Here is a 25495-nt window from a genome sequence, read left to right as displayed (position 1 = left end):
ATGGTAGTAGAATTAATTAGTGTAGGCACAGAACTCTTACTTGGAAATATCGTAAATACCAATGCCGCGTACTTGTCACAAAAGTGTGCCAAACTAGGTATGACAGTATATTACGAAGTTACGGTTGGAGATAATCCAGACCGTTTACTGGATACGATTCAGACGGCATGCAAACGATCTGATATCATCATTCTTTCTGGTGGACTTGGACCAACACAGGATGATCTCACGAAAGAAACCGTAGCAAAAAGCCAAAATATGGCTCTAGTTGAGGACTCTCATACAAGAAAACGGATAGAAAATTATTTTAAGAATAGTAATTATAAGGTCATCCCGGATAATAATTGGAAGCAAGCACAAATCATTGAAGGTTGTAAAGTGCTAGATAATGATAATGGAACAGCACCTGGAATGATTGTAGAGACAAAAGAAGGAAAACGAATCATCCTACTTCCTGGACCACCAGAAGAATTGAAACCAATGTTCGAGAAAAAAGTGTTTCCTTATTTGAATACCATTCAGCCAAATGTGATCTTTTCCAAAATGGTGAAAGTATGTGGAATAGGTGAAAGCATGGTAGAAACACAGATTAAAGATCTAATCGATGCACAAACCAATCCAACAATCGCAACCTATGCAAAATGCGGAGAAGTGCATATGCGTGTTACAGCTAGTGCACCTTCTGTTGAGGAAGCAAAGAAATTGGTAAAACCGATTGTAAAAGAACTAAAAGAGAGATTTGGTCAGAGTATCTATACAACAGATGAGGAAGAAACGCTAGAGGATACAGTCGTTAAACTTTTGAAGAAGTATGACTTGACACTAGCGACTGCGGAATCTTGTACAGGAGGATTGTTCACGGGAAGGATCGTGAATGTACCAGGGGCTTCCGATGTGTTAAAAGAAGGCTTTATTACGTATTCTAATAAGGCAAAGAAGAAAAATCTTGATGTGAGTAAGAATACATTGAAAAAATACGGTGCAGTAAGTGAACAATGTGCAAAAGAAATGGCAAAAGGAGTTGCAATTAATACAGATTCCGATGTTGCTATAGCAATAACAGGAGTTGCAGGACCAGATGGTGGGACAGAAGAAAAACCGGTGGGATTGGTATATATTGGTTGTTTTGCAAATGAAAAAGTGTTAGTAAGAGAATATCATTTCAAAGGAAATCGCCAAAAAGTACGAGAAAGCTCAGTTGTATATGCAATGGATCTTCTTCGTCGCTGCATCTTGGATAATTATAAATAACATACATGGGACGTGCTCTACTGAACAATTTCTTATGGATTACCATAAAAATGACATAGTTTTGATTTATTGTAAAACTAGTTAATGAGATTGCTATTACTATTCCGAATGGGTATAAGTAATTCTGGGGTGAATAGAAAGGAGCGCAAACATGAGAAAAAAGAAAATATTAACAATTGTCACCATTGCATCTTTGTCTGTACTAGCAGTTACAGGTTGTAAGAAAAAAGACGAAGTTGTAAACTCAAATCAAGTAAATGAAGTGGTGGATTCTACGACAGATCCATCCACGGAAGAGATAGATGGGGATTTAACCAACAAATCTGAAATGGTAGAAGGAGAAGCTACACAGGAACCGGAAGTAGAGGAAACACAGGAAGCCAAACCAACGGAAGATTTGGAGGAAGAGGAAGCTTCTACAACAAAGGAAGAAGATAGTACTGAAGTAGTAGAGAAGAAGCAAGTAGAGCTTCCAATCTATACGATCAACGATGAAACGTTAGAGACGGAAGATGCCATTGCTTATATCTCAGGTGATACGGAAGTTACTGCAGAATTGATCGTTGGTGAAGTGATCAAAGCTTTTGAAGCAAATGCATATGAAGTAGAAGTTGAAAGTGTATCTCAAGATGGAGATACGGTCGTAGTAAACTTTATGAAAGGGAGTGCACCAGTAACAGGTGTGGGTGCTTCAGTTGAAGGAGCAACGCTTGAATGTATCTCTTACAGCTTATTGGATAACCTTCCTACATGTAAGAAAGTTGTATTTCGTGTAGATGGTGAGGCTTATGTAAGCGGACATATTGAGATGGAAATTAATGAACCATACATTACTGGGAATGCGAATTAAGGAATGAATACGCAAACAGATTTGGTTAAAAATATTAATGATAAATATAACTCACTTAGCAAGGGGCAAAAGCTCCTTGCTAACTATATTTTAAACAATTTTGATAAAGCAGTGTATCTGACTGCTGCGAAGATGGGAAAAATCGTTGGCGTTAGTGAATCAACGGTTGTACGATTTGCTACCATTCTTGGGTATGATGGATATCCAAAATTACAGCGTGCATTAGAGGAAATGGCGAAAAATAAGCTTAATTCGGTACAACGTATGGAAGTCACTTTTGACCGAATTGATAAACATAATATATTAAAATCCGTATTGCATTCTGATGCTGAAAAAATTCGATTAACTGCAGAGGAAATTGATGAGGAAGCATTCAAGAATGCCATTGAGATGCTGTTACAAGCAAAGAATATCTATATTATCGGGATACGGAGCAGTGCGCCGCTTGCGAGTTTCTTAAGTTATTATCTGGGATTGATTTTTGAACATGTTGTCATGATCCATTCAAATAGTACGAGTGAATTATTCGAACAATTATATCGTATCAATGAAGAGGATGTTCTAGTGGGAATTAGTTTCCCAAGGTATTCAAGAAGTACGTTGAAGGCAATGGAATTCGCTAGTAAGCGGAACGCCAAATTAATTGCAATTACGGATAGTTATGCATCTCCAATGACAAGATACAGTGGTTGTAATTTGTTGGCGCGATGTGATATGGCATCGATTGCGGATTCGATTGTTGCTCCAATGAGTATCATCAATGCGATTATTGTTGGTGTATGTCAACAAAAACAGGAAGAAGTAATGTCTACATTTTCCTCTTTAGAAGAGATATGGAATGAGTATCAGGTATATCGATACGATGAAGAAGGAAATCAAACAACACCAGAGGACTAGGAGATCGAATATGAGTAAGGTAATTATCATTGGTGGCGGGGCTGCAGGAATGTTAGCGGGAATCTATGCAGCCAGAAATGGTCATCGTGTCACGATTTTAGAAAAAAATGAAAAGCTAGGGAAAAAATTATATATAACAGGAAAAGGTCGTTGTAATATTACGAATGCATGTGATATGGAAACATTGTTTGAACATGTTATGACCAACAGTAAATTCCTCTACAGCAGTTTCTATTCTTATAATAATTTTGATGTAATCGATCTATTTGAAAGTCTTGGATTGAAAACAAAGATTGAACGAGGAAACCGCGTGTTCCCTCAGTCAGATAAATCATCAGATGTAATTGGAGCATTACAAAAAGAATTACAACAACTGGGTGTTTCAATACATTTTGGTAGTGAGGTAGAAGATCTGCTAGTGGAAGACGGTGTATGTAAAGGTGTCCGCCTAAAAGGAGAGAAAAAGATCCTGTCAGCAGAAGCAGTAATCGTAGCAACTGGCGGATTGTCATATCCTACAACTGGTTCTACTGGAGATGGGTATAAGTTTGCAAAAAATATTGGTCATACAATAACGGAGTGTAATCCTTCGTTGGTGCCATTTAATATAAAAGAGTCATTTATCAAAGAGTTACAAGGATTATCACTGAAAAATATTCAAGTAACAGTATACAGTAAGAACAAAGAAATCTATCGTAACTTTGGGGAAATGCTCTTTACACATTTTGGTGTTAGTGGTCCGGTAATTCTGAGTGCTAGCAGTTACGTCATCCCTTATTTGAAAAAAGGGGAGATTACAATGACCATCGACTTAAAGCCAGCTTTAACAGAGGAACAGTTAGATGCACGTATCTTACGTGATTTTGAAGAGTTAAGAAACAAACAATTTAAAAATGCGATCGATAATCTATTGCCAAGAAAGCTAATACCGATTATAATTTCTCTGAGTGGAATCGATCCGTATAAGAAAGTAAATACGATCACGAAGGACGAACGGTTGAATTTGGTTCACACAATAAAGAATATGAAGCTTTCTGTAGCAAGTATTCGCAGTTATAATGAAGCGGTGATAACAAAAGGTGGGATATCTGTTAAAGAGGTTAATCCATCTACTATGGAATCCAAATATGCAAAAGGGCTATATTTTGCAGGTGAAGTGTTAGATCTGGATGCATTAACGGGAGGATTTAATCTACAGATTGCATGGTCAACTGCGTATACAGCAGCAACCGCAATTGAATAAGTATTCGTATACGAATGAGTAATCCACATCTATGATGTGTGTTATAGAATATATACCTAGCTGTCAAATAACTAGGAGGAATGGAGCTAATTATGGTTTACAGTATTGCAATTGATGGACCAGCAGGAGCTGGAAAAAGTACAATCGCTAAGAAGATAGCAAAAGAATTAGGATTTATCTACGTGGATACAGGAGCAATGTACCGCGCGGTTGCATTATATCTGATGAGAAATCACATTCAGGCTGAAGAAAGTACGAAGATTGTAGAGGCATGTAACAAGATCAATGTATCAATCGAATATGTAGACGGTGAACAACAGGTGATCCTGAATGGCGAAAATGTCAATGGATTCATACGAACAGAAGAAGTTGGAATGATGACTTCTGCTAGTAGTAAGAACAAAGATATTCGTATGAAGATGGTTGAATTACAAAGAGAGTTAGCAAACAAGCAAAGTGTTGTAATGGATGGAAGAGACATCGGAACATATGTATTACCTAATGCAGATGTAAAGATATACTTAACGGCTTCTTCCTCTGAACGTGCAAGAAGAAGATATGTAGAATTGACAGCGAAGGGCGTAACTTGCAATATGGAAGAGATTGAAAAAGATATCATAGCAAGAGATCATCAAGATATGTCTAGAGAGTTTGCTCCTTTACGTCAGGCAGAGGATGCTACGTTAGTAGATAGTTCGAATATGACGATTGATGAAGTTGTGAACGAAATCATTACAATCTTTCAAAAATCCCATAGTTAATGGAGGAACAAGTGAAAGAATATGTTGTTAAAACTGCCAATAGTGCAGGTTTTTGTTTTGGAGTAAAACGAGCGGTTGATACCGTTTATCAACAAATTAATAAACAAGAGCAGGTTTATACATTTGGTCCGATCATTCACAATGAAGAAGTAGTGAAAGATTTGGAAAACAAAGGTGTAATCGTTATTCCTAATCTGGAAGAATTAAATAAGGTTAGAAAGGGAACAATAGTAATAAGATCCCATGGTGTTTCCAAAGCAGTACAAGAGCAGATAGAAAAGGCTGGTTTGACTGTGATAGATGCAACTTGTCCATTTGTTAAAAAGATTCATCGTATCGTAGCTGAAGAATCTGAAAATGGAAAAGATATTATGATAATTGGAAATGCAAGCCATCCTGAGGTACAAGGAATATGTGGATGGTCAAAAGTGCCAGTTTCTGTAATTGAAAGTTTTGACGATGCGAACAATTTTACCCTAGAAAATGGCAAAAAGTTATGCATTGTTGCCCAAACGACATTTAGTTACAAGAAATTTAAAGATTTAGTTGAAATTATTTCAAAAAAGGGTTATGATATACTTGTTTTAAATACTATTTGTAACGCTACTGAGGAACGTCAAACAGAGGCGCGCGAATTAGCTACGCAATCCGATGCTATGATTGTTATTGGTGGTAAGAATAGTTCTAATACTCAGAAGTTATATGAGATATGTAAAAATGAATGTGAAGATACTTACTATATACAGACACTCAGTGACCTGGATTTAAATCAATTTAAATCTTTTCGTAGCGTAGGTATTACCGCAGGGGCATCAACCCCAAACAATATAATCAAGGAGGTTCATACGACTATGTCAGAAATGAGTTTTGAACAATTATTAGAGGAGTCATTAGTTACAATACACAACGGAGAGGTTGTAGAAGGAACTGTTATCGATGTTAAAGAAGATGAAATCATCTTAAATATAGGTTACAAAGCAGACGGTATCATTACTAGAAATGAATATACCAACACTCCAAATGTAGATTTAACTACAGTAGTATCCGTTGGTGATACAATGCAAGCAAAAGTTCTTAAAGTAAATGATGGAGAAGGACAAGTTCTTCTTACTTATAAGAGATTAGCTGCAGAAAAAGGTAACAAGAGATTAGAAGAAGCATTTAATAATAAAGAAGTATTAACTGCAAAAGTAGCAACTGTTTTAGATGGTGGTTTAAGTGTAGTAATCGATGAATCAAGAATCTTTATTCCAGCTAGCTTAGTATCTGATAGTTATGAAAAGAACTTAGAAAAATATGCTGGACAAGAAATTGAATTTGTTATCAGTGAATTCAACCCAAGAAGAAGAAGAATCATCGGTGATCGTAAACAACTTCTTGTTGCTAAGAAAAAAGAATTACAAAAAGCTTTATTTGAAAAAATTAGCGTAGGAATGACTGTAGAAGGAACTGTTAAGAATGTAACAGATTTCGGTGCATTTATCGATTTAGGTGGTGCAGATGGTCTTCTTCACATCTCTGAAATGTCTTGGGGACGTGTTGAAAATCCTAAGAAAGTATTTAAAGTTGGCGATACTGTAAAAGTATTGATCAAAGATATCGATGGAGAAAAGATTGCTCTTAGCTTAAAATTTGATGATACAAACCCATGGTTAAATGCAGCTGAAAAATATGCTGTAGGTACTGAAGTAACTGGTAAAGTTGCTCGTATGACTGATTTTGGTGCATTCGTTGAATTAGAAGCAGGTGTTGATGCATTACTTCATGTTTCTCAAATTTCAAAAGAACATGTAGAAAAACCTTCAGATGTATTAAAGGTTGGACAGGAAATCAAAGCGAAAGTTGTAGATTTCAACAACGATGATAAGAAGATCAGCTTAAGCATGAAAGCTTTGGAAGCTGATAATGAACAAGAGAACGTTGAAGAATAAAATCTAATTAAGCGATAGCAATAAAATGACTTTTTAATTTGTTCGTGTATCATAGTAGATATTATAGGATTGGTATTCAATCTTATAATATCTAGACATACAAATTATAAAGTCTTTTTCTTATTACAAAGATATTTACTTAAGATTAATAGATCCACTAGGACTCGCTATAAATAGATTATAGAAAGGTGAGTGTGTGAAATGGTAGATAGTTATGAGATGTTTAAAGAACAGATATTAAAATTGACAACAATTGATCTTAATTCATATAAAGAACGTCAGATGAAACGAAGAATTGATGCGCTGATTGCGAAGCATAACATAAGTTCCTATAGTACATATGTAACTGCTCTTAAAAATGACAAAGCAATGTATGAGGAATTTGTAACGTATCTTACAATCAATGTATCTGAATTCTATCGTAATCCAGAACAGTGGGAAATCCTTGAAAAGGATATCTATCCATATCTTACAAACCAGTTTGGTAAGAAATTAAAGGTTTGGAGTGCAGCTTGTTCCACAGGTGATGAACCATATTCGTTAGTTATGCTGCTATCGAAGTATATGCCGCTTAACCAGATCCGAGTTATTGCAACGGATATTGATAAACAGATTCTTGAAAAAGCACAAGGTGGAATCTATAATGATAAGAGTTTAAAAGGATTACCACAGGAATTCATTAATAAATATTTTACACAATTAAGTGAAAAATCGTTTAAAATAAATGATGAGATAAAACGTTGCGTGGAATTTAAAAACCATAATTTGTTAAAAGATCCATATCCGGATTCATGTGATCTAATTGTCTGTAGAAATGTACTGATCTATTTTACAGAAGAAGCAAAGATGGATATCTATAAAAAGTTTAATCGTGCTTTGAAAAAAGATGGAATCCTCTTTGTTGGAAGTACAGAACAGATTATTCAACCACAAACACTTGGTTTCGCATCTCATAAATCATTCTTTTATAAAAAGATAGGTGATTAAGATGTGGTTTTTACCATAAACTCGATTGGATATTGACAAATAAGTATTGATACGGTAACATGAGAAAGCTGTGTTACAAGAAAGGCTGTTGCTATTATGCATCTTGGATGATAGCAATAGCCTTTTATACTATAATAGAAACCCTCCGGGGGATGCGCACTCGCACATAAGGTAGATGTCAGCTGAAGCTGACTGTGCTCGGCGGGGAGAACAACGTGTACTTTGAAGCTGTTATTAACGCGAAAGTGTACCGAAGTACACATTATTCTATTCAAGACATGAGGAGCAAAGCATGGAACAACAAATGACCATTTTGAAAAATGTGGAACGAACGATCATTACAACATATCGCAAATCAATTTGGAGAAAATTCATGGAGGCAATTGAAGAATATGAATTAATCCAGCCAGATGATTCAATTACGGTCTTACTAACAGGAAGCATTGCCTCTTTTTTGCTTGCAAAATGTATGCAGGAACTTAAGCGACATGGTCAGATTGCTTTTGATCTGCAATTTGCTACACTGGAATCTGATCCAATGTTATTTGATGTGTGCAGACAATTCGATCTTCCAGTGAGAGCAATAAAGGGATCAAAAGAAATCCAAACACGGAAAGTTGCATATGAACAATGCTTTCATGATGTAATTGAAACTGTTTTATTGGGTATCCTATATGAGGGAAGAATCCATTCCATTTTACCAAAATGCAAAAGCAAGATTTATGAAGGAGTGGAAGTAATTCGACCATTGTATCTTGTGAAAGAGGACGCTATATTAAGATGGACTGAAAGAAATCATATGGAACATCTTTTGGAAAAACTACAAATAAGGAATTGCCCAGAAGACGCTTCTAATCAAGTACATGACAAAGAAAAAAAGCAGGTGAAACAACTACTCGAGGAATTGTGTGAAATAAATCCCAATATTGATGTAAATATATTTATGAGTACGTATCATATGAATCTTGATATGATGATCGCATATGAACAGGCAGGCATAAAACATCATTTCCTTGAAAATTATGAATAATTCAATTAATGTCACAATCAAGCTTTCCTGCAAATTTATAAAATTTTTTATTGATTTATAGAACCTTTTCTAGTATATTATGTATAGATACTGACAGGGAGGAATTAAGATGCAAAACATAATTAGGGTTGCAGTTGACGCAATGGGCGGTGATAATGCACCTGGTCAGATTGTTAAAGGTACAGTTGAAGCTGTTAATGAAAGAAATGACATAAAAGTTTTTTTAGTTGGAAGAGAAGATATGGTAAATTCTGAACTACAACAATATACTTATAACAAAGAACAGATTGAAGTAGTTCATGCCAGTGACATAATAACCAATGATGAAGCTCCTGTTATGGCGATTCGACGTAAGAAAGAATCATCCATTGTAATCGCTATGAAGTTGGTAAAGAATGGAGATGCAGATGCATTTGTTTCTGCAGGAAGTACGGGTGCAATCCTTGTTGGAGGACAATTAATCGTAGGAAGAATTAAAGGCATTGAACGTCCACCACTAGCACCACTGATTCCAACTATTAATGGCGTTTCTTTACTTGTTGACTGTGGAGCCAATGTAGATGCAAGATCTTCACATTTGGTTCAGTTTGCCAAGATGGGCTCCCTCTATATGGAACATGTAGTTGGAGTAAAAAATCCGAAAGTTGCCATTGTTAATATTGGGGTAGAAGAAGAAAAAGGTAATATGCTAGTAAAAGAGACATATCCTTTATTGAAAAACTGCGAAGATATTAATTTTGTAGGTAGTATAGAAGCAAGAGAGATACCATATGGTGCAGCTGATGTAATTGTATGCGAAGCATTTGTAGGTAATGTAATCTTAAAATTATATGAAGGCTTAAGTGCTGCATTAGTGAGTACGATTAAAAAAGGCTTAATGAGTACAACAAAAAGTAAGATTGGGGCTGCTCTTTGCAAAGGGGAACTGAAGAAAACATTGAAAGGATTTGATTCCTCAAAATTTGGTGGAGCACCAATGCTTGGATTGAATGGACTTGTAGTTAAGACACATGGAAGTTCTGTAAACACTGAAATTCATAATGCCATTATTCAATGCGTGTCCTTTAGTGAACAGAACATAAATGAAAAGATAAGAGAAAATATTAATTAGTAATTGAATATTTTTTATTGCGAGAGCATAGTGTGCATAGCAATATGTATAATCATGAATATGAATAAAGATAAGAAAGGTGATTAAAATGGAATTTGAAAAGTTACAAAAAATTATTGGTGAAGTATTAAATGTAGATGCAGATGAAATTACAATGGAAACAACATTTGTTGATGATTTAGGAGCTGACTCTTTGGATATATTCCAAATTATTATGGGAATTGAAGAAGAATTTGATATAGAAATCGCGAACGAAGCAGCTGAGAATATTGTAACAGTAAGTGATGCTGTAGAACAAATCAAAAACGCACTTAACTAATCGGTGTGACTTTCAATCAATAGAAAACAACGGCGCCAAATTGAACGTGGTTTTAATTGGCGCCGTTGCATTTTATAAACAAGCTTATACGTATGTATAAGACTATTAGAGAAAAGGTTATGGTAAGGATATGAAAATTAGTGAATTACTAAATGAGTTTGAAGAAATCATTGGCTATACGTATCACGATAGTAAGCTTTTGCGACAAGCGCTTACACATAGTTCGTTTGCGAATGAAAAACGATTAGACAAACTGGCTAATAATGAGCGCCTTGAATTCTTGGGAGATGCTGTACTTGAACTTGTAACAAGTGAATATCTCTTTAAAAACAATAGTAAGATGCATGAAGGGGACTTAACGAAATTAAGAGCTAGTATTGTATGTGAACAGACATTATCGTTGTGCGCCAATGATATTAATTTAGGGAAGTATATACAGTTAGGTAAAGGGGAAGCAGCTACAGGTGGCAGAGAACGTGCTTCTATCCTTTCTGATGCCATGGAGGCAATAATTGGGTCCATTTATTTAGATGGTGGTTTTACTAGTGCAAAAGAGTATATAGATAGATTTATCTTATCTGACGTGGAGAATAAACAGCTCTTTTTCGATAGCAAGACTATCTTACAGGAAATTGTTCAAAGTGAGTACAAAGATCCATTATCATACGAATTAGTCGCAGAGGAAGGGCCTGATCATAACAAACGTTTTACGGTAAAAGCGATGATTGGTTCTGAGGAGTTAGAAATGGGAATTGGAAGAACGAAAAAAGCAGCTGAACAACAGGCAGCATACCGTTCTATATTAGCATTAAGAAAAAAGAAATAGATACGACAAACACAGGTGGTGGAGCGATAACATGTATTTAAAAAGTTTAGAGATACAAGGATTTAAATCTTTTGCGAATAAATTAATATTTGAGTTTAAAGGTGGGATAACTGGTATCGTTGGACCGAATGGTAGTGGAAAAAGTAACGTTGCAGATGCAGTACGATGGGTACTTGGTGAACAAAGTGCAAAGCAATTACGTGGAGCCAAGATGGAAGATATCATCTTTTCGGGTACACAAACAAGAAAACCTTTGGGGTTTGCATATGTTGCCATTACATTAGATAATTCGGATCATCAACTAGCCATTGATTTTGATGAAGTAAAGGTGGCTAGACGTGTATATCGTTCTGGCGAAAGTGAGTATATGATCAATGGTACCAATTGTCGTCTTAAAGATGTACAGGAACTGTTCTTAGATACGGGTATTGGTAAAGAAGGCTATTCGATTATCGGGCAGGGCCAGATTGATAAGATCTTAAGTGGAAAACCAGAAGATCGTAGAGAATTATTCGATGAAGCAGCTGGTATCGTTAAATTCAAAAAAAGAAAAGCAACTGCTGAAAAGAATCTCGAGGAAGAAAAACAGAATTTATGCCGTATTAATGATATTCTCGCGGAGATTGAGAAACAGGTAGAACCTTTAGAGAAACAAGCTGGCGTTGCAAAAGAATATTTAAAATTCAAAGAAGAATTAAAAGAATTAGATGTTAATATGTTCTTAGTGGAATATGAACGAATTCTTGAAGAACAAAAAAGTATTGAAGATAAATTACAGATTGCCCAGGGAAACCTTAAACAATCAAAAGAATCTTTTGATCAAACAAAAGAAGAATATGAGAAATTAGAGTCTCAAATCGAAGAATTTGATACAGCATTAGAAGAAAAGAAAATTGACTTAAATAATTATCGTCTACATAAAGAGAAATTAGAAGGCGACATAAAAGTATTTCGTGAGCAGATTGCAGCATCGGAGCAGAATCGGACCCACTATCAGGAACGGATTGATTCAATCAGCAAAGAAGTACAATTAAAAAAAGAGCAATTAAACCAATATTATCAACAGAAAAGTAAATTGGATGAGAAAATCGATTCTTTTGATGATGTACAAAATGAGACAAATGAAGAATTAAAAGGAATTCTGTCTGAAATGGAGGAGATAACAAGAACCATTGAAGCATGTAATTCAGAGATTTATAAAAATCTGGATGAAAATGCAAACCGCAAGGCAGAAATCCAGAAGTATGAAACAATTGTAGAACAAAGTAGTATTCAAAAAGCCAGTTTAAATCAACGGCTATTGAAAAATAAAAGTGATGAAGCTGTTTTGCAGCAAGAATGGAATCAAAAACAGGAGTCTTTACAGACCATCACGGCTTCTATGCAGGAGATTCGGGAACAAAATATTCAAGTTGAGAATAAACTGCAGGAATTACAGAATAATATTAAAGAAAAAGAAGATGCATTTCGTGTACTTCAACAAAAATATCATCAAGAAAAATCTCGTATGGATTCTTTGAAAAACATGACCGAACGTTATGAGGGATATGGAAACAGTATTCGTAAAATCATGGAACAGAAACAGCAGAATCCAGGTATAGAGGGTGTTGTTGCTGATATTATCAAGGTAAAGAAAGAATATGAGACAGCTGTTGAAATTGCGTTAGGTGGAAGTATACAGAATATTGTTACAGACAATGAATCAACAGCAAAAAGCATGATCGAATTCTTAAAGAAGAATAAATTTGGTAGAGCTACATTTTTACCACTTACCTCAATAAGCGCACGAGGTGGTTTTAAAGACAGTAATGTTTTGAATGAAACAGGAGTAATTGGTCTAGCGAATTCTTTAGTTGATCATGATGAGAAGTATAAGGGATTAGTAGATTATCTATTGGGAAGAATCGTAGTTGTGGATACTATTGATCATGCCATTACGATATCCAAACGGTACAATTATTCCTTACGAATTGTTACCGTTGAAGGAGAATTACTAAGTCCAGGCGGATCGATGTCTGGTGGTGCTTACAAGAATAGTAGTAATCTGTTAAGCCGAAGAAGAGAAATTGAAGAGATTGAGAGCAAAGTTACCGCATTTGCGAATCAAATGAAAGAAAATACTGCATTTGTGGAACAATGCAAGAATGATAGAGAAGCAAATCGTAGGCAATACGAAACCAATAAGACGAAACTGCAAGAGTATTCGATAGAACAAAATACAGTAAAGATGCAGATGCAGCAAATGGAATCCAAGAAAGCAGAGATTCGTACGTCTTATGATGAGATAAAGAAAGAAAGTACTTCAATTGATTTGCAAGCGATTGAGTTAAAAAACGTTATACAACAATTACAAGAGCAACAACAGAATACCGTAAATAAGAATCAAAATGCGGAAGAGTCAATTGCAGCATTTACAAAGCAATTAGAAGAGAAAAAAGCTGCAGAAAAAACATGTACGGATAAGATTGCTTCCATGAAATTAGACTGTTCTACATTAGAACAACAGAATGCCTATGTAGTGGAAAACATAAAGCGTGTTAAAGAAGAAGTTTCTAGATTCGAGGAAGAACTAAGCGATACAAAGAGTAAGCTTCTACAAGCAAAAGATACGATGCAGGCAAAGGTCAGCATGACGAATCATACGAAGGAACAGTTAGAAGCAGATGAAAAGCGGATTGCTATATTATCCCATGAATTGGAAGAAATGGTGATCAAGAAAGAAAAACTTTCGAAAGATCATAAAGCATTTCTTGCTCGTAGAGAAGAATTGTCGAATATGGTAAATGAATTAGACAAGGAAAACTTCCGATTAAGTGGGCAAAAAGATAAATTGATGGAACAACTCGATGCCCAAGTTACGTATATGTGGCAGGAATATGAGTTAACCTATAGTTTAGCACTTGAAAAGAAAAATGAAGCTTATGACAATATTCCTCAGATGAAGAAAATGATACAAAGTCTAAAACAGCAGATTAAAGCGTTAGGTGATGTAAATGTCAATGCCATAGAAGATTATAAAAACTTACTAGATCGATATGAACTGTTGAAGACCCAGCATGATGATTTGATTGAAGCAGAAGAAGCATTAAAGAAGATCATTGAGGAATTAGATATCGAGATGCGTAAGCAGTTTAATGAAAAATTTGGTGAGATTAAAAGCCAATTTGATCTTGTATTTAAAGAATTATTTGGTGGTGGTAAAGGGACATTAGAATTGATGGAGGGTGAAGATATCCTAGAAGCAGGAATTCGAATCATCGCTCAGCCACCAGGAAAGAAATTACAGAATATGATGCAGTTATCAGGTGGTGAAAAAGCGCTTACTGCAATTTCATTATTATTCGCTATTCAGAACTTGAAACCTTCACCATTTTGCTTACTTGATGAGATTGAAGCTGCCCTAGATGATGCAAATGTTAAGCGGTTTGCAAATTATCTTCATAAATTAACAAAACATACGCAATTCATCGTAATTACCCATAGACGTGGTACAATGGAAAGCGTGGATACCCTATATGGTGTTACCATGCAGGAGAAAGGCGTTTCTACATTAGTATCAGTAAGCTTAATTGAAGATGAATTAGAAGATAAAAAGGCATAAGGACTACAAAAAATAATAGAGGTGATCATATGGGAGAAAAGAAAGGCTTTTTTAGCCGGTTAGTATCAGGGCTTACAAAAACAAGAAATACTATTATTACAGGAATCGATAATATATTCAAAGGATTTTCCAGCATCGACGAAGATTTTTATGAAGAGCTAGAAGAGATTCTGATTATGGCGGACTTGGGGATCAATACAACGACTGCAATTATAGAAAATCTTCAAGAAAAGGTAAAAGAGCAGAAGATTAAAGAACCTAGTCAATGTAAACAATTATTGATTGATAGTATTAAAGAACAGATGTCAGTTGATGAAACTGCTTACGAATTTGAAAATCAAAAATCAATCATCTTAATGATTGGGGTAAATGGTGTTGGAAAAACAACATCAGTTGGGAAGTTAGCTGGTCAGCTGAAAGACAATGGAAAGAAAGTAATGGTTGCTGCAGCAGATACGTTCCGTGCAGCAGCAATCGAACAACTTACCGCTTGGGCAAATCGTGCCAATGTTGAAATTATCTCACAACAAGAGGGATCTGACCCTGCAGCTGTTGTATACGATGCAGTTACCGCTGCAAAAGCAAGAGATGTAGATGTTTTATTGTGTGATACCGCAGGACGCCTTCATAATAAAAAGAACTTAATGGAAGAATTGCGTAAGATTAGTCGTGTAATCGACCGCGAATATCCGGAAGCACATAAAGAAACTTTAGTTGTTCTTGATGGAACAACTGGTCAGAATGCACTTGCACAAGCAAAACAATTTAGTGAAGTTGCAGAGATCAATGGAATTATCCTTACCAAGCTAGATGGAACAGCAAAGGGAGGAATCGCCATCGCAATACAATCGGAACTTGGAATTCCTGTTAAATACATCGGTATTGGAGAGAAAATAGACGATTTACAGAAATTCAATGCAGATGAATTTGTAAATGCGTTATTTACAAATAATAACGAAGTGGAACAATAAGTTGAATAGCACTATAGAAAAATGTAAATTGCCTAGTTTTGCATGGCATACAAACGCAATATAAACGGAGTCGCTTCCCGCTGGAGTACGACCACATAAAAACGCTACATGTAGAATGGGTTAACTGTTTTACCGCTGTTTTTAGGTCATTGGAACCCCAGAAGGGAAGCGGATTTTTTTCAATCTATTCTGGACATTGTTTCAAATGTGTGAGGAACACGTAAGTTATTAAGAAGTGAGTCATTATACGGATCGTTAAATTCAACGCTTAAAATACTGAAACAAAGAAAGAAAAATAATACATATAACTTTAATTACGCTATAATTAAGTATACAAAAAAGGAATAATAAAATATTCATTTAGTTATAATAGACGGGAAATATTTCATTATTTACAATAGATCGCTGTTATAATTCAGATATTTCGCACAAAAAAGAATGGCTATTTCCGGCATGTGGTTCATTTCGTGGAAGACAAAGAACTTGACAGATAATAAATTCGTGTTATCATGAATGAAGTAAGACTTTAGCGTGATGAATTGAAGCCTAGCTAATTTGAATAGACAAAGGAGATAAGACTATGATGACATTGGACAAATTTGAAGAAGCGACCGAAGCGGTCAAAAAAGTAATAAATCGTACAAAGTTAATCTATAGTGATTACTTTACAGAAACAACTGGAAATAAAGTATATCTAAAACCAGAGAATATGCAATTCACAGGTGCTTACAAGGTAAGAGGTGCTTACTATAAGATTAGTACATTATCAAAGGAAGATCGTGAAAAAGGCTTAATTACAGCATCAGCTGGAAATCATGCGCAAGGGGTTGCTTATGCTGCGAAAATATATAATGCAAAAGCAACGATCGTTATGCCTACTACAACACCATTGATCAAAGTAAACCGTACAAAGAGTTATGGTGCAGAAGTAGTATTACATGGAGATGTATATGATGATGCATATCAACATGCTTGTAAATTAGCAAAAGAAAATGGATATACATTCATCCATCCTTTTGATGATGAAGTAGTAGCAACGGGGCAAGGCTCTATTGCGATGGAAATCTTTAAAGATTTACCTACAGTAGATGTTATCTTAGTACCAATTGGTGGTGGTGGATTAGCGGCAGGTGTCTCCACGTTAGCAAAATTATTAAATCCCAATATTAAAGTAATCGGTGTTGAACCAGCAGGTGCTAACTGTATGCAGGAATCCATTAAAGCAGGTCATGTCGTTACATTACCAGGTGTTGAAACGATTGCAGATGGAACTGCAGTAAAGACACCAGGAACGAAGATTTTCCCATACATACAAAAAAATATCGATGATATTATTACAATCGATGATCACGAACTGATTGTAGCTTTCTTAGATATGATTGAAAATCATAAGATGGTTGTTGAAAATTCTGGCTTATTAACTGTGGCGGCATTAAAACACCTTGATTGTAAGAATAAGAAAGTGGTATCCATTCTTAGTGGAGGAAATATGGACGTAATTACTGTTTCTTCTATTGTACAACATGGCTTGATACAAAGAGAAAGAGTATTTACAGTAACAGTTCAGTTACCTGATCGTCCAGGAGAACTTGTTAATGTTGCTACAGTAATTGCCCAGGAACAAGGCAATGTGATCAAGTTGGAACATAATCAATTTGTAAGCATTAACCGTAATAGTGCAGTTGAATTGGAGATTACCATGGAAGCATATGGACATGATCACAAAGAGAAGATCGTACGTGCGTTGAAGAATCATGGATACAATCCGAAAATTGTACAACCAAAGAGTTTATATAATTAATACTATGATAAACACGCTTTGCGAGTTTATCAAGTTATCGCGGCAGTCGCCAAGGTCTCAAGTAAACTTGGACTTTGGCTCGTTGCTCGCGTAAATAAAACAGCCTTATGTAGATTAATAACTACATAAGGCTGTTTTGTGTCTATACTTATTCAAGATCTGTCCATTTGGAACGGATTAAGAACCAGGTGATACAGATTAGAAGGAAATTTCCCAAAAAATAATACATACTGTGATGTCGAATCAAGCAATAAGCAACAAGAACGATTTCTGCACTGGTAAGAATGTATACACCTTGCTTTTTCATTTTTATTACAAGTGTAATCCCGTATATATTAATCAGTGCTAAAGCAATAAATGGAATAACAACCGTTTTGGTGTAAAAAGGTAGGATACCCCAGACGAAATTGATAAGAATGTAAAGTACGAGCCAAAATTTTGTTACTTTAGAATAGGTTGCTTTGGAAAAAGCAGTATTTTGTTTCATAAAGTGCCTCCTTTGTATTGATAATAACTAGCAATTGTACTTATTCTACTGGGTTTTGTAAAATCGTGCAACATATTTTAAAGAAAGAATTGTGAAAAGTTTGAATTATAACATAAATTAATGAAAAACTTTAGAATAAAAATCAATATGTAAATATATGGTTTACATGAAGTTGCAGATATGCTATAATATGTTCCATATTCAACATTTTATAACCCAATTATCATTCGGCACATTAAAGCAAATAGTCTATATTTCTAGGTCTTATATTTTATATTTCTATAATTCTATGATCAAAAAGTATCCCCAATTAATTTGTTATCGTTCTGTTACAATGATCTTTACGAGGAACATGTAATACAGTAATTATGATTATGTGAAGGTGTTTTATTAATTTTGGAATTTTCTATGGAATAAATTGATTTGATTTTATGTCCAGGTACAGCAGACTATAGAAGTTTATTCTTTGAAAGTACTTTAAGGGAAAATAATATGAAAAGAAAGGAGAGGAGGAAGCGGGTAAGTGTAGGGGTATAATGTTGAAGAAAAAATGCGTATACTGGTAAAAAAATTGTAAGATACAAAAAAAAGGAATCGATATAACAGTTGACAGAGGAAGTAAAATACGGTACTATAATGATAGTAAAAGAACATTAGTTCGCTACATAAAGGAGAGAATGTAATGAAAGATGAAAATAAATTAAAAGCATTGGAGTCTGCACTGGCTCAGATTGAAAAACAATATGGAAAAGGTTCGGTTATGAAACTTGGAGATACAAGTGCACACATGAACATTGAAACAGTTCCTACTGGTTCATTAAGCCTTGATATTGCACTTGGACTAGGTGGAGTTCCAAAGGGAAGAATTATTGAAGTATATGGACCGGAATCAAGTGGTAAAACGACAGTTGCCCTTCACATGGTAGCTGAAGTTCAAAAAAGAGGTGGAATTGCAGGATTCATTGATGCAGAACATGCATTAGATCCAGTGTATGCAAAGAATATAGGTGTTGATATTGATAACTTATATATTTCTCAACCAGATAATGGAGAACAAGCATTAGAGATTACAGAAACCATGGTTCGTTCGGGTGCTGTTGATATTGTAATCGTCGATTCCGTTGCAGCATTGGTTCCAAAGGCAGAAATTGATGGTGACATGGGAGATAGCCATGTAGGTTTACAAGCAAGATTAATGTCACAAGCATTACGTAAATTAACAGCAGTCATCAGCAAATCAAAATGTATTGTAATCTTTATCAACCAGTTACGTGAAAAAGTTGGTGTAATGTTTGGAAATCCAGAAACAACAACAGGTGGTCGAGCACTAAAATTCTATTCTTCTATTCGTATGGATGTTCGTAGAATTGAAGCTCTGAAACAAGGTGGAGAGATGATTGGTAACCGTACAAGAATTAAAGTTGTCAAGAACAAGATTGCGCCTCCATTCCGTGAAGCTGAATTTGATATTATGTTTGGACAGGGAATCTCTCGTGAAGGTGATGTACTTGACCTTGCAGCGAATGAAGGAATTATTGTTAAGAGTGGTGCATGGTATGCATATAATGATGCAAAGATTGGACAGGGGCGTGAGAATGCAAAGATTTATCTTAGAGAGAACCCAGATATCTTTGCGGAAGTAGAGCAAAAGGTTCGTGATAAGTATAATCTTGATGGAGCTATTACTGCTACGGAAGAAGCCGCTACAGAAGAATTTGACGAAGATATGGATGAAGAGTAAGAATGTTACTGACACAGATTGAACGAATTGACCAGAAACGAGATCGTATTTATGTAGATGGTGAGTTTGTACTTCTTTTGTATGTCACAGATATCCGAAGATACCGTTTGGAAGAAGAGATGGAGATTACGATAGAGAAGGTTGAAGAAATCTATCATGATGTTGTTTTAAGACGTGCGAAATTAAAAGCAATGCAGTTACTTAAATCAATGGATTATTCAGAAAAAGGATTACGTGACAAATTAGCAAAGCTATATTATCCACCCAGAGCAATTAATGAAGCATTGGATTATGTAATTGGTTATGGTTATATTGATGATTCACGCTATGCAAGAAATTATATTCGTTTTAAGAAAGACTCTCAAAGTAAAAAGCAGATTATGTATACCTTAAATCAAAAAGGTGTAAGCAAAGAACGAATAGAACTTGCATTCGAAGAAGAATATGACAATGAGGAAAATGCAATTATACGCGCTATTGTTAAGAAGATTGGTTCTTTAGAACGGTTGGAAGAACTTACAGATACGGAAAAACAAAAAGTAGCAGCATATTTGTTTCGGAAGGGTTTTTCATCAAGCGAAATTAGAGAATATATATCATGGGGATAAGAATGCTATATCGTTAAGGTGTTAAAAAGACCTGGTAGAACGTTGATTCTAACCGGGTCTTTAAACGATAAAAGAAGATTAAAAAAATAGCAGATTTCATATAAATAATATTGGAATATTCGTATTATGTGATAAAACGCAATGGTAAAAAATAGTTTACATAATCGTTAATAAAATGAAAAAAAAACTAATATTTCTCGAAAATTAGACATTTTGCATAAAATTGTTAGAACGATACTTGACATCTATTCTAAAACAGTATAAAATTTAAGTGTTGTATTAACGTACAATGAAAATTGAATAAGGAGGTGCTCCTGTGCCAGATATAGTAAAAATAATACTTGCTATTGTTATTACCTTGGTAATCGTCGCTCCTCTTGTATGGATTGCTGCAATTTCTTATAGAAAAAAAGTTTATGAAGAAAAAGTTGGCAATGCAGAAGATAAAGCAAGAGAAATCATAGATGAAGCTTTGAAAACAGCTGAAACTAAGAAACGAGAAGCCCTACTTGAAGCAAAGGAAGAGTCATTAAAGACTAAGAATGAGCTTGAAAAGGAAACTAAGGAACGAAGAGCAGAATTACAACGTTATGAAAAGCGTGTTCTAACTAAAGAAGAGACTTTAGATAGAAAAACTGAAGCACTAGAAAAGAAAGAATCCAAACTTTCTGTAAAAGAGAATGAGCTTGATAAGATTCGTGCAGAAGTTGAAGAACTTCATGACAGAAGATTACAGGAGTTAGAGAAGATTTCTGGACTGACCTCCGAACAAGCAAAAGATTATCTTTTAAAAACTGTTGAAGATGAAGTAAAACATGAAACAGCATTGTTAGTTAAGGAATTGGAAAGCAAGGCAAAAGAGGAAGCGGAGAAGAAAGCAAAAGATTATGTTGTTACCGCAATCCAAAAGTGTGCTGCTGACCATGTAGCAGAAAGTACAATTTCTGTTGTTCAACTTCCTAATGATGAGATGAAAGGTAGAATTATTGGTCGTGAAGGACGTAATATACGTACCTTAGAAACGATGACAGGTGTTGATCTAATTATTGATGATACACCGGAAGCGGTTATTTTATCTGGATTTGATCCAATTCGTAGAGAAGTAGCTCGAATCGCGTTGGAGAAATTGATCGTTGATGGAAGAATTCATCCAGCTCGAATTGAAGAGATGGTTGAAAAAGCACAAAAAGAAGTTGAAGTCATGATTCGTGAAGAAGGTGAAGCAGCAACATTAGAAGTTGGTGTTCATGGAATTCACCCAGAACTCGTTCGTTTACTTGGAAAGATGAAGTTTAGAACAAGTTATGGACAGAATGCATTAAAGCATTCAATCGAAGTTGCACATTTGTCTGGACTTTTAGCTGCTGAGATTGGTGTTGATATCAAGATGGCTAAGAGAGCAGGTTTGTTACATGACATAGGTAAATCAGTTGACCACGAAATGGAAGGCTCACATATCCAGATAGGTGTTGATTTATGTAGAAAATACAAAGAATCCCCTATTGTAATCAATGCCGTGGAATCACATCATGGTGATGTAGAACCAGAAACATTGATTGCTTGTATCGTACAAGCTGCAGATACAATTTCTGCTGCTAGACCTGGTGCTAGACGAGAAACTTTAGAAACTTATACTAACAGACTAAAACAATTAGAAGATATTACGAATAGCTTTAAGGGAGTGGATAAGTCTTTTGCAATTCAAGCAGGTAGGGAAGTACGTGTTATGGTAGTTCCTGAAACAATCAGTGATGCTGATATGGTATTGCTTGCTCGTGACTTATCAAAACAAATTGAGTCAGAACTAGAGTATCCTGGACAAATTAAGGTTAATGTAATTCGTGAATCAAGAGTAGTTGATTACGCAAAATAGTTATAGTAATGATATTAAAGATATAGTAGATTTAATTCTACTATATCTTTTTTTTTGCAGAAAATTAAAAAGAAGAGTGATTGAATAAAGAGTATTTCTTAATAATAAAAAATACAAGAAACATTTTAGAAATTTGCAATATAATAATATTAAACTTGCAAAATAAATTATAGCTACGATAATAATAAGTTATGAAAGCCTTATTTCACACAAGTTATAAGATTAATAAGTTTAATTAATAAGAATTTTATGAAATAAAAACTTGCATTATTAAGAGTTCTATATTACAATAGGATAAGCAAAGAAATGAGAAAAATTTACGCATACTAGCGTACATAATGAAGCGAATCACATTTTGTTTCATTGTAATTCATCGGAAAGGGTTGGTATACGATATGGCTTTAACATTATCCAAGAAGGCACAAGCTGTAAAACCTTCATCAACATTAGCTATTACAGCAAAAGCAAAAGAATTAAAAGCACAAGGAATTGATGTGGTAGGATTTGGCGCAGGAGAACCTGATTTTAATACTCCTGAGAATATAAATAATGCAGCCATTAAGGCTATTAATGATGGCTTTACAAAATATACACCAGCTTCAGGAATTGAGGAATTGAAAAAAGCTATTTGTAAGAAATTTGAGAGCTTTAATCATTTAACATATCAACCAAATCAGATTGTAATTAGCAATGGAGGAAAACATTCGTTAACGAATATATTTACTGCCATCCTTAATCCAGATGATGAAGTAATCATTCCAGCACCATTTTGGTTAAGCTATCCAGAAATCGTTAAATTAGCAGGTGGTGTTCCTGTTCTAGTACGTTGTGATAAATCACAAAATTATAAATTAACAGCAGAACAATTGGAAGAAGCAATAACGGATAAGACCAAAGCAGTTATTTTAAATACTCCAAATAACCCTACAGGTATGGTTTATTCCAGAGAAGAGTTAAAAGCGATTGCAGATGTTGTGATTAAGAAAGATATCTATGTAGTTGCAGATGAGATGTATGAAAACTTGATTTATGGTGAATCCGAACATGTAAGTATTGGTTCTTTAGGAGAAGAGATTTATAAGAGAACAATAACATGTAGTGGTGTGGCTAAGAGTTATGCAATGACAGGTTGGAGAATTGGATATACGGGATCATCAGTTGAAATAGCAAAATTAATGGGAAGTGTACAAAGTCATCAAACTTCTAATCCGAATTCCATTGCCCAAAAAGCAACAGTAGAAGCATTATTAGGGCCACAAGATACAGTAGATGTTATGAAGAATGAATTCAATAAACGTAGACAATACATGTATGAGAGATTAAGCAAAATGCCATTAATTGATGCGGTAGAACCTACCGGTGCATTTTATTGTTTCGTTGATATCAGTGAATTGTTGAATAAATCCTATAAAGGAACACAAGTTGAAACTGTTGAAAAACTAGCAGCAATCCTCATTGAAGATTATAATGTAGCTGTAATTCCATGTAGAGATTTTGGATTTGAGGATCATATCCGATTATCCTATGCAATTTCATTGGAACAAATCACAAAAGGCTTAGATCGTATTGAACAGTTCATTCATGATTTAGCATAAGTTTGTTATTATATATAATATAAAGTCTATATTTATTCCCTGCTTTGGGTGTAAATATAGACTTTTCTTTTCTAACGTAGTACACTGTATTGGATTAATAATTATGGAGGTAATAGATATGGGACAATATAAAAGAGTGAAACGAGAATTAATTCATAAAGGACAGATTGTTGAAGTGTACTCTGATACAATGCATTTACCAAATAATCATACAGCACAATGGGATTTTATAAAGCATAAGGGGGCAGCTGCAATTGTTCCAGTTGATGCAGATGGTAATATATTAATGGTACGGCAATATCGAAATGCGATTGATCGATATACGCTTGAAATCCCTGCAGGTGGTAAAAATCCAGATGAAGATATGAAAACATGTGCTATGAGGGAATTAGAAGAGGAGACGGGGTATCGAACAGAACATGCAGAGCATTTGATTGATCTATATACGACGGTTGCATTCTGTAATGAAAAGATTGGTATCTATTATACAACAGAGTTGATCCCATCGAAACAGCATCTAGATGAGGACGAATTTGTGAGTATTGAAAGACATAGCTTGGATGAACTTGTGGAAATGATTTTTCAAGGAACAATAGAAGATGCCAAGACAATAGCAGCGATCATGTCATATAAAGCAAAAAGGAATCTGTAAAGCTGGCTCACAGCCGTTGGCTCATGTTATGCATCGAATCACATCAGGATTCACAACCGTTGAATCACATTATGTATCGAATTGTATCATATAGTTCAATTTATCACTTTAATCGCATCATACGTTGAATCTCATACCACATTAATTGTATTATGTATTACAATAACAATTTATTAAAGTATCATTTTTTCGATTGTAAAAACATATCATAGTATAACTAGTACAATTTTGTAAGGGAGGAAAACTGTATGAAGAGTACTATGAATATGATAACAAAACGATTGGGTATTTATCGTCTTGCAGCAATCCTTTTGTTACTGGGAATTGTGCTTGGTACAATTGGAGCAAATCTGTTGCAACGATTTTATTTGAATGATTTGGAGATACTGAATCGATATTTTGGCTCGAATATAAAGGCTATCCATATTGATTATGGAAGTTTGATGAAATATATTATTACGAATCGCTTGAAAGAGTTTTGCGTTGTATGGATCTGCTGTTGTATGGTATTTGGAATACCAGTATTATCCTGTCTGATCGTGTACAAAGGGATTAGTATTGGATTTGCCTTATCGAGTTCTATTTTATGTTATGGATTCAAAGGGATTACTTTGTATTTTGCTTATATTTTTCCGCAATGTATACTGTACATTCCTGTTTACATTCTCATGGTGAAAAAAGGATACGAATTGTGTGAGAATTTATATTTTAATGGAAAGCTTTCCCCTCATGCAAGACGTAGTTTATTGAAAGAGTATATTCCAATATTGGCTTTATTACTGGTTTTTCTAGGAATTGGTTGCTTGATAGAAACTTATATTAATAGTGCGATTGTTAAAGGTGCGGCTAATTGGATTATTGGGCATTAATCATTACAAAAGGTTTGCCAAAGAATAAAGAAAAAGAAAACTCTTCGGTCCATTTCTTTCAGTATATTAAGATACAGAGCTGAAACAAATG

General features: G+C 34.8%; 21 protein-coding genes. 20 read left to right on the top strand and 1 reads right to left on the bottom strand.

The window, feature by feature from the left end; translation table 11 throughout:
• The 14 genes from HBB17_RS06580 (at position 1) to ilvA (ending at position 17579) form a co-directional block, all read left to right on the top strand.
• Complete coding sequence (locus HBB17_RS06580) at positions 1–1251, top strand: competence/damage-inducible protein A (RefSeq protein ID WP_167956690.1); 1251 nt, start codon at positions 1–3, stop codon at positions 1249–1251.
• A gap of 151 nt (positions 1252–1402) precedes the next feature.
• The gene (locus HBB17_RS06575; RefSeq protein ID WP_167956689.1) at positions 1403–2101 is read left to right on the top strand and encodes a GerMN domain-containing protein; all 699 of its coding nucleotides are present in this window, start codon (positions 1403–1405) and stop codon (positions 2099–2101) included.
• A gap of 3 nt (positions 2102–2104) precedes the next feature.
• The gene (locus HBB17_RS06570; protein WP_167956688.1) at positions 2105–2998 is read left to right on the top strand and encodes a MurR/RpiR family transcriptional regulator; all 894 of its coding nucleotides are present in this window, start codon (positions 2105–2107) and stop codon (positions 2996–2998) included.
• Positions 2999–3008: 10 nt separating this feature from the next.
• On the top strand, positions 3009–4241 hold the full coding sequence (locus tag HBB17_RS06565; protein WP_167956687.1) for a BaiN/RdsA family NAD(P)/FAD-dependent oxidoreductase: 1233 nt from the start codon (positions 3009–3011) through the stop codon (positions 4239–4241).
• A gap of 92 nt (positions 4242–4333) precedes the next feature.
• Positions 4334–5002 carry a (d)CMP kinase gene (gene cmk / locus HBB17_RS06560; protein ID WP_167956686.1) on the top strand — a complete coding sequence of 223 codons (669 nt, stop codon included), beginning with the start codon at positions 4334–4336 and terminating at the stop codon, positions 5000–5002.
• Positions 5003–5013: 11 nt separating this feature from the next.
• A complete protein-coding gene (locus HBB17_RS06555; protein ID WP_238483690.1) occupies positions 5014–6933 on the top strand; it encodes a bifunctional 4-hydroxy-3-methylbut-2-enyl diphosphate reductase/30S ribosomal protein S1 in 1920 nt (639 codons plus the stop codon).
• Between the two features lie 201 nt (positions 6934–7134).
• Positions 7135–7920: a CheR family methyltransferase gene (locus HBB17_RS06550; RefSeq protein ID WP_167956684.1), complete on the top strand. Its 786-nt coding sequence runs from the start codon at positions 7135–7137 to the stop codon at positions 7918–7920.
• A 292-nt stretch (positions 7921–8212) separates the two neighbouring features.
• A complete protein-coding gene (locus tag HBB17_RS06545; RefSeq protein ID WP_167956683.1) occupies positions 8213–8950 on the top strand; it encodes an adenine nucleotide alpha hydrolase family protein in 738 nt (245 codons plus the stop codon).
• Positions 8951–9059: 109 nt separating this feature from the next.
• Complete coding sequence (gene plsX / locus HBB17_RS06540; RefSeq protein WP_167956682.1) at positions 9060–10061, top strand: phosphate acyltransferase PlsX; 1002 nt, start codon at positions 9060–9062, stop codon at positions 10059–10061.
• An 88-nt stretch (positions 10062–10149) separates the two neighbouring features.
• A complete protein-coding gene (acpP, locus tag HBB17_RS06535; protein ID WP_167956681.1) occupies positions 10150–10380 on the top strand; it encodes an acyl carrier protein in 231 nt (76 codons plus the stop codon).
• Positions 10381–10510: 130 nt separating this feature from the next.
• The gene (rnc, locus tag HBB17_RS06530) at positions 10511–11206 is read left to right on the top strand and encodes a ribonuclease III (RefSeq protein WP_330588170.1); all 696 of its coding nucleotides are present in this window, start codon (positions 10511–10513) and stop codon (positions 11204–11206) included.
• A 31-nt stretch (positions 11207–11237) separates the two neighbouring features.
• Positions 11238–14807, top strand: a complete 3570-nt coding sequence (gene smc / locus HBB17_RS06525; protein WP_167956680.1) for a chromosome segregation protein SMC — start codon at positions 11238–11240, stop codon at positions 14805–14807.
• Between the two features lie 29 nt (positions 14808–14836).
• Positions 14837–15778: a signal recognition particle-docking protein FtsY gene (ftsY, locus tag HBB17_RS06520; RefSeq protein ID WP_167956679.1), complete on the top strand. Its 942-nt coding sequence runs from the start codon at positions 14837–14839 to the stop codon at positions 15776–15778.
• 580 nt (positions 15779–16358) lie between these two features.
• Positions 16359–17579 carry a threonine ammonia-lyase gene (ilvA, locus tag HBB17_RS06515; protein WP_167956678.1) on the top strand — a complete coding sequence of 407 codons (1221 nt, stop codon included), beginning with the start codon at positions 16359–16361 and terminating at the stop codon, positions 17577–17579.
• A gap of 148 nt (positions 17580–17727) precedes the next feature.
• On the opposite strand, the gene HBB17_RS06510 is transcribed toward ilvA, so the two are convergent.
• Positions 17728–18066: a hypothetical protein gene (locus HBB17_RS06510; protein WP_167956677.1), complete on the bottom strand. Its 339-nt coding sequence runs from the start codon at positions 18064–18066 to the stop codon at positions 17728–17730.
• Between the two features lie 682 nt (positions 18067–18748).
• Between HBB17_RS06510 and recA the strand changes: the two genes are divergently transcribed.
• From recA to HBB17_RS06480, 6 genes are all read left to right on the top strand, one after another.
• Positions 18749–19807 (top strand): recombinase RecA, encoded by a 1059-nt coding sequence (recA, locus tag HBB17_RS06505; RefSeq protein ID WP_167956676.1) that lies wholly within the window; start codon positions 18749–18751, stop codon positions 19805–19807.
• Between the two features lie 2 nt (positions 19808–19809).
• Entirely contained in the window at positions 19810–20415 is a 606-nt protein-coding gene (locus HBB17_RS06500; RefSeq protein WP_167956675.1) for a regulatory protein RecX, read from the top strand.
• 316 nt (positions 20416–20731) lie between these two features.
• The gene (rny, locus tag HBB17_RS06495) at positions 20732–22288 is read left to right on the top strand and encodes a ribonuclease Y (protein ID WP_330588169.1); all 1557 of its coding nucleotides are present in this window, start codon (positions 20732–20734) and stop codon (positions 22286–22288) included.
• A 338-nt stretch (positions 22289–22626) separates the two neighbouring features.
• Entirely contained in the window at positions 22627–23883 is a 1257-nt protein-coding gene (locus tag HBB17_RS06490) for a pyridoxal phosphate-dependent aminotransferase (protein ID WP_330588168.1), read from the top strand.
• Between the two features lie 118 nt (positions 23884–24001).
• The gene (locus HBB17_RS06485; protein WP_167956674.1) at positions 24002–24535 is read left to right on the top strand and encodes an NUDIX hydrolase; all 534 of its coding nucleotides are present in this window, start codon (positions 24002–24004) and stop codon (positions 24533–24535) included.
• Between the two features lie 248 nt (positions 24536–24783).
• Positions 24784–25404, top strand: a complete 621-nt coding sequence (locus HBB17_RS06480) for a stage II sporulation protein M (protein WP_167956673.1) — start codon at positions 24784–24786, stop codon at positions 25402–25404.
• Positions 25405–25495 lie beyond the last annotated feature (91 nt).

The sequence above is a fragment of the Anaerosporobacter faecicola genome (genome assembly GCF_012070565.1).
GTDB lineage: Bacteria > Bacillota > Clostridia > Lachnospirales > Lachnospiraceae > Anaerosporobacter > Anaerosporobacter faecicola.
The sequence above is the reverse complement of the archived record's forward strand: the minus strand, read 5'-3'. Positions and strand labels throughout refer to the sequence as shown.

What these genes read in the sequence shown, in the direction of transcription:
- HBB17_RS06575 (WP_167956689.1), top strand. Translation starts at nt 1,403, where the DNA reads ATGAGAAAAAAGAAAATATTAACAATTGTCACCATTGCATCTTTGTCT.
- HBB17_RS06480 (WP_167956673.1), top strand. Translation starts at nt 24,784, where the DNA reads ATGAAGAGTACTATGAATATGATAACAAAACGATTGGGTATTTATCGT.
- HBB17_RS06510 (WP_167956677.1), bottom strand. Translation starts at nt 18,066, where the DNA reads ATGAAACAAAATACTGCTTTTTCCAAAGCAACCTATTCTAAAGTAACA.
- HBB17_RS06570 (WP_167956688.1), top strand. Translation starts at nt 2,105, where the DNA reads ATGAATACGCAAACAGATTTGGTTAAAAATATTAATGATAAATATAAC.
- HBB17_RS06580 (WP_167956690.1), top strand. Translation starts at nt 1, where the DNA reads ATGGTAGTAGAATTAATTAGTGTAGGCACAGAACTCTTACTTGGAAAT.
- HBB17_RS06490 (WP_330588168.1), top strand. Translation starts at nt 22,627, where the DNA reads ATGAAGCGAATCACATTTTGTTTCATTGTAATTCATCGGAAAGGGTTG.
- ftsY (WP_167956679.1), top strand. Translation starts at nt 14,837, where the DNA reads ATGGGAGAAAAGAAAGGCTTTTTTAGCCGGTTAGTATCAGGGCTTACA.
- HBB17_RS06545 (WP_167956683.1), top strand. Translation starts at nt 8,213, where the DNA reads ATGGAACAACAAATGACCATTTTGAAAAATGTGGAACGAACGATCATT.
- acpP (WP_167956681.1), top strand. Translation starts at nt 10,150, where the DNA reads ATGGAATTTGAAAAGTTACAAAAAATTATTGGTGAAGTATTAAATGTA.
- ilvA (WP_167956678.1), top strand. Translation starts at nt 16,359, where the DNA reads ATGATGACATTGGACAAATTTGAAGAAGCGACCGAAGCGGTCAAAAAA.
- smc (WP_167956680.1), top strand. Translation starts at nt 11,238, where the DNA reads ATGTATTTAAAAAGTTTAGAGATACAAGGATTTAAATCTTTTGCGAAT.
- HBB17_RS06550 (WP_167956684.1), top strand. Translation starts at nt 7,135, where the DNA reads ATGGTAGATAGTTATGAGATGTTTAAAGAACAGATATTAAAATTGACA.
- plsX (WP_167956682.1), top strand. Translation starts at nt 9,060, where the DNA reads ATGCAAAACATAATTAGGGTTGCAGTTGACGCAATGGGCGGTGATAAT.
- cmk (WP_167956686.1), top strand. Translation starts at nt 4,334, where the DNA reads ATGGTTTACAGTATTGCAATTGATGGACCAGCAGGAGCTGGAAAAAGT.
- HBB17_RS06500 (WP_167956675.1), top strand. Translation starts at nt 19,810, where the DNA reads ATGTTACTGACACAGATTGAACGAATTGACCAGAAACGAGATCGTATT.
- HBB17_RS06485 (WP_167956674.1), top strand. Translation starts at nt 24,002, where the DNA reads ATGGGACAATATAAAAGAGTGAAACGAGAATTAATTCATAAAGGACAG.
- HBB17_RS06565 (WP_167956687.1), top strand. Translation starts at nt 3,009, where the DNA reads ATGAGTAAGGTAATTATCATTGGTGGCGGGGCTGCAGGAATGTTAGCG.
- rnc (WP_330588170.1), top strand. Translation starts at nt 10,511, where the DNA reads ATGAAAATTAGTGAATTACTAAATGAGTTTGAAGAAATCATTGGCTAT.
- recA (WP_167956676.1), top strand. Translation starts at nt 18,749, where the DNA reads ATGAAAGATGAAAATAAATTAAAAGCATTGGAGTCTGCACTGGCTCAG.